Genomic DNA, 4,862 nt, shown 5'->3' on the forward strand with positions numbered 1-4,862 from the left:
CCCCCATACCCCGGGAACGCCCCGATCAGCAGGCCACAGGTCCCGACCGCCTGGACATCGCCACGATGATCGAACACGCACAGCGCAGGCCTCGGCGGACGTCCTCTCCCGAGGAGCCCGGTCGCGAATGACAAACCGGGCGCCAAAGCCCCCGTGAATCGTGACCGGCACGATTCCCGCGCTTTCGTGCACCGGGAGCCCCGACGTGCTCGATGCACCGAAAACATGGGGATCGGGACGACCGATCGGCCGAATGTCCGTCTGATCCTCCGAAGATCGACGCGATTCGGGTGAAGCGCTCCAACCAGGGAAGCCGCACCATGTCGCGCAATCCAGCGGCCCATTCCCGGGCCGCGTTCGAACCGGAGGTATGCGGTGCCCAGTACCGCTCTGTCCTTGGTTTCGCTGCCCGCCGGGCTGATGGCCCTGCCCGGTGTCTACCCACCGCAGGCGGACACCGGGCTGCTCGGCGACGCACTCGCCCGCGAGGACATCGGGCCCCGCACGGAGGTTCTGGAGATCGGCACGGGCACCGGAATGCTGGCGCTGCACGCCGCGTCCAGAGGAGCCCGGGTCACGGCGGTCGACGTCTCCCGGGCCGCCGTGACCACGGCACGACTGAACGCCTGGCGCCACCGGCTCCCGCTGCGCGTCCTGCACGGAGACTTCCAGGCCCGTACGGCGGGGCGCCGCTTCGACCTGGTCGTCACGAACCCGCCGTACGTCCCGGCCCCGGGCGACCGGCTCCCCTCGCGCGGCCCGGAGCGGGCTTGGGACGCCGGTCCCGACGGGCGCCGCGTCATCGACCGGATCTGCGCGGGCGCCCCGGCCCTGCTGCGTCCCGGCGGCGTCCTGCTGATGGTGCACTCGGGGATGTGCGGGGCCGAGGAAACCATCTCCCGACTGGCCGGCGTGGGGCTGGCCGCCGAGGCCACGGCCCGGGCCTCCGTGCCGTGGGGGCCCGTCCTGCGCTCGCGACGCTCCTGGCTGGAGCGGCGGGGCCTGGCGGCCGAAGCCGAGGAGTGGGAGGAACTGGTCGTCATCCGCGCCCGGCGGCCCGGTGACGACGCGACCGCTCGCACGAACGGTGGGACGATGGCGTGAGCGGAGGCGCCGGCACGAGTGCACCGCGCGTGGGGGTGTCATCGCCCGAGCGCCCTCCCGAGACAGGCAGCAGGCCGGGCCGGGAAGAAGCAGCCATCACGCGGTGTGGAGACGCACCATCCGTTCCGGCAGAGGGACTTCACCCATGGCCGTCCGCAATCAACTCATCCATCGCCCCCCGCACGCGGTGTGGGCGGTACTCGCCGACCCGAACCGCTACGAGGACTGGGTGGTGGGCCCGTCGCAGTCCACGCCCCTCGACCGGACCTGGCCCGAGGTCGGCTCCCGTCTGCGCTACACCCTGCGGCTCGGCCCCTGGTCGACCGAAGGCGTCACCACGGTCCGGTACGCCGAGACCGGCAGGGAACTGGAACTGGAAGCCTCGTTCGATCCCCTCGGCACGGCGAGGATCTTCCTTCAACTCAGGCCGTGGGGCGAGGAAACCCTGGTCATCTGCGACGAGCATCCCTTGCGCGGCCTGGGCGGCACCCTGCACAACCCCGCCGTCGAAGCCCTGATCCAGCTCCGCCACCGGGGGATGCTGGCCCGCCTGGCCAGGCTCGTGGAACAGGACCCCGTCGCCGGGCAGGACCCCGTCGCGGACCAGCACCGGCCGAGGACCCGCGGTGCCTGACGCCGTGGTGATCGACGCGGGCCCCGGCGGGCTCGTGGCCGCGAACCTCCTGGTCGACGCCGGCCGACGTGGAGGTCCGACGGCGGTCCCGACGACATCACCGGCCACCGGGACCGCCGCGAGCACGAACCGATGACCGCCCGACCGCACAGGGCCCGACCGCACGGGGCAGGACGGTCTAGCCGCCGATGTCCCGGCGGCGGAAGTCGGCCAGGGTCTCGCGCCGCACGAGCAGCCGGGCCGTGCCGTCGCCGACCGCGACGACCGGCGGCCGGCCGACCATGTTGTAGCCGGAGGCCATCGACAGTTGGTAGGCGCCCGCGACCGGGACGGCCAGCAGGTCGCCGGGGTGGACGTCCCCGGGCAGTTCCACGTCCGCCGCGAGGATGTCGCCCGCCTCGCAGTGCCGGCCCACGACGGTGGTCGTACGCCCCTGTGCGGTGGAGCGGCGGCCGACGAGCCGGGGAGCGTACCGGACCCCGTACAGGGCCGGCCTGGGGTTGTCGCTCATGCCACCGTCCACGGCGACGAACACCCGATCGTCGGCGTGTTTGACGGCGAGCACCCGATAGAGCGCCACACCGGCCGGACCGATCACCGCCCGGCCCGGCTCGATGGCGAGCCGGGGGACGGTCAGTCCCGCCGCCGCGCAACCCGCCGCCAACTCGCCGCGCAGTCGCCGGGCCAGGGCGGTGAGGTCCAGCGCGGGTTCACCCGGACGGTAGGCGATGCCGTGGCCCCCACCCATGTCCAACTCGGGCAGCACCACGCCGTGCGCGTCGCGGATGCCGGCCATCAGGTCCACCATGCGGCGTACGGCCGTCGCGTACGGCCCGACTTCGGTGATCTGCGAGCCGATGTGGCAGTGCAGGCCGGTCAGTTCGAGCTGCGGTTGGCCCAGGATTCGGGCGACGACACGTTGCGCCGAGCCGTCGGCGGGGGACAGGCCGAACTTCTGGCCTTCCGTGCCGGTGCGGATCTTCTCGTGGCCGCCGGCCGAGATGCCCGGCACCACCCGCACCATCACCCGTTGGAAGCCCCCCGTCCCCACGGCGGCGGCCAACCGTGCCACCTCGGACGGGCTGTCGATGACGATCCGGCCCACGCCCAGCCGTAGCGCCGCTTCGATGTCGTGCGGGGATTTCGCGTTGCCGTGCAGGACGACGCGGTCCGCCGGGAAGCCCGCCGTGACGGCGAGTTCGAGTTCGCCCGCCGAGCACACGTCCAGCCCGAGCCCCTCCTCGTCGACCCAGCGGACGACGGCCCGCGACAGGAACGCCTTGGCGGCGTACAGCACATCGGTGTCGGGGAACGCGTCCCGGTACGTACGACAGCGCGCCCGTACCTCGCCCTCGTCCAGCACGTACACCGGCGTGGCGAAACGGTCGGCCACCTCGGCCAGCGACACCCCGCCGACGGCGAGGCCACCGTGCGGGAGGCGGTGGGCCGAGGCCGGCCACACGGACAGGTCGTCCGCGTCCGCGGCGACCTCGGACAGAGCGGCAATGGTCATGGAGTCCCCCTCAGGCGCCGCGGACGGCGAGCCGGTTCGCTCGGTGGGTCGTCGGAACGGCCGCGGGAGCCGACAGCGTCGGATCGACGGTGATCAGTCGTGCTCCGAGCGGCGCGCACAGCTCGCGCAGCAGGGACTCCGACAGCGGGACGTACGCCTGGTTCTCGCCGAGGGTCGCGGCCAACCGCTCCACAGCGGTGAAACCGACGGCGGTTCGCGTGCCCAGCGGAGTGTGGAACAGCCGGATGGCCACCCCCGCCCCGCCTCCCGGCCGGACGGGCACGTACAGCAGCCCGGCCGGGACCCGTTCCTCGGGCTCGGGGTCGTCGTCGTACCGGAACAGACACATGGGGCTCTCCCTGGGGAACCGCGAACGATGGATGACGCCCCGGGTGCCTCGCCGTGAGGTGCGACCGCTCGGGGCGTGTCATGGAAACCATCCCCGCTCGCGCCGCGTCCGTCCGGTCCCCTGACGCCACCTTGACGGGAGTCGGCCCACTCCATACACCTCACTGACGGCCGACGGGGCGCGGCGGACGCCCGTACACCGGGCAGGAGCCCGGGCCGGCGCGAACCGGTGCGCGGACCGCGACCGGATTGGGACGATCTTGAAATCTCAACTCCCTTGACCGCTGGGTAGGGTGAGGTCCCCGGGCCCCTGTGAGCTGCCGTGTTCCCCCGTGCCCGAGCGGGGCGCGCAGCGGTGGGGAAGCCAACGCCCGGTACAAGGACGGATGGTGTTCTGTGGAGAGTTCCTGGGGCGGGGCGCGTGTCGGTGAGGTTCCCACCGCCGCGACGGTGTGCGTCATCGGTGCGGGACTGTCGGGGCTGGCGGCCGCACACGCTCTCTCGGTCAGGGGAGTGGACTTCGTCTGTCTGGAGAAGGCGCCGGACGTCGGAGGGATCTGGCGGCAGCCGGGAGCCGGCGAGCGGGGACCGGCCTACATGTCGCTGCACCTGAACAGTGCCAAACAGCTCACCGGTTACTCCGACTTCCCGATGCCGGCCGAACTGCCGCTCTACCCCGGACACCACGATGTCGCCCACTACCTGCGGTCGTTCGCCGAGTGGGCCGGCCTGCTGCCCCGTGTCGAGCTGCGGACCGAGGTCGTCTCCGTACGGCAGGACGACGACGGTGCCTGGACGGTCGTCAGTCGGGACGCGGACGGGGAGAGGACACGACGGCGCTTCACGCACGTGGTCGTCGGCTCGGGCCACAACACGGAGGCGGTGTTGCCGGACCCGCTGCCGCCGGGCTCCGAGTCCTTCACCGGTCGGATCCTCCACTCGATGGACTACCGCGACGGCGGCGACTTCGCCGGGCAGCGGGTCGTCGTCGTGGGGATGGGGGCATCCGGGGTGGACATCGCCGCGGACCTCCCCCGGCATGCCGAGCGGACCGACCTGTCCGTCCGCCGGGGACTGCACGTCGTGCCCAAGCAACTCTTCGGCATGTCGGTCGACCTGATCGCCGACGCTCCGTGGTGGAGCGAGATGTCGTTCCCCGAGCAGCGGCGCTTCGTCGAGCAGGCGCTGCGCGTGGCGCGGGGGAAGCTGTCGGACTACGGTCTGCCCGAACCCGACCACCCGGTCTTCTCCTCGGCCGTGACC

General features: G+C 72.5%; 5 protein-coding genes. 3 read left to right on the plus strand and 2 right to left on the minus strand.

What is annotated here, in order from left to right:
* The first annotated feature begins 420 nt into the window (after positions 1–420).
* Together ADK55_RS09870 and ADK55_RS09875 are read left to right on the plus strand one after the other, a co-directional pair.
* Positions 421–1,104 (plus strand): HemK2/MTQ2 family protein methyltransferase, encoded by a 684-nt coding sequence (locus ADK55_RS09870; RefSeq protein WP_053677123.1) that lies wholly within the window; start codon positions 421–423, stop codon positions 1,102–1,104.
* A gap of 145 nt (positions 1,105–1,249) precedes the next feature.
* A complete protein-coding gene (locus ADK55_RS09875) occupies positions 1,250–1,738 on the plus strand; it encodes an SRPBCC family protein (protein ID WP_053677120.1) in 489 nt (162 codons plus the stop codon).
* Between the two features lie 178 nt (positions 1,739–1,916).
* Here the strand turns inward: ADK55_RS09875 and lysA are convergent, their stop codons facing one another.
* Both lysA and ADK55_RS09885 read right to left on the minus strand, forming a co-directional pair.
* Positions 1,917–3,251 carry a diaminopimelate decarboxylase gene (lysA, locus tag ADK55_RS09880; RefSeq protein ID WP_053677121.1) on the minus strand — a complete coding sequence of 445 codons (1,335 nt, stop codon included), beginning with the start codon at positions 3,249–3,251 and terminating at the stop codon, positions 1,917–1,919.
* A 10-nt stretch (positions 3,252–3,261) separates the two neighbouring features.
* Positions 3,262–3,600, minus strand: coding sequence for an SAV_915 family protein (locus ADK55_RS09885; RefSeq protein ID WP_053677122.1), 339 nt, complete (start codon positions 3,598–3,600; stop codon positions 3,262–3,264).
* A gap of 395 nt (positions 3,601–3,995) precedes the next feature.
* On the opposite strand from ADK55_RS09885, the gene ADK55_RS09890 reads away from it, so the two are divergent.
* A partial coding sequence (locus ADK55_RS09890; protein ID WP_234349983.1) for a flavin-containing monooxygenase occupies positions 3,996–4,862 on the plus strand: 867 nt, incomplete at its 3' end.

The organism is Streptomyces sp. WM4235 (assembly GCF_001279725.1).
Classification (GTDB): Bacteria; Actinomycetota; Actinomycetes; order Streptomycetales; family Streptomycetaceae; genus Streptomyces.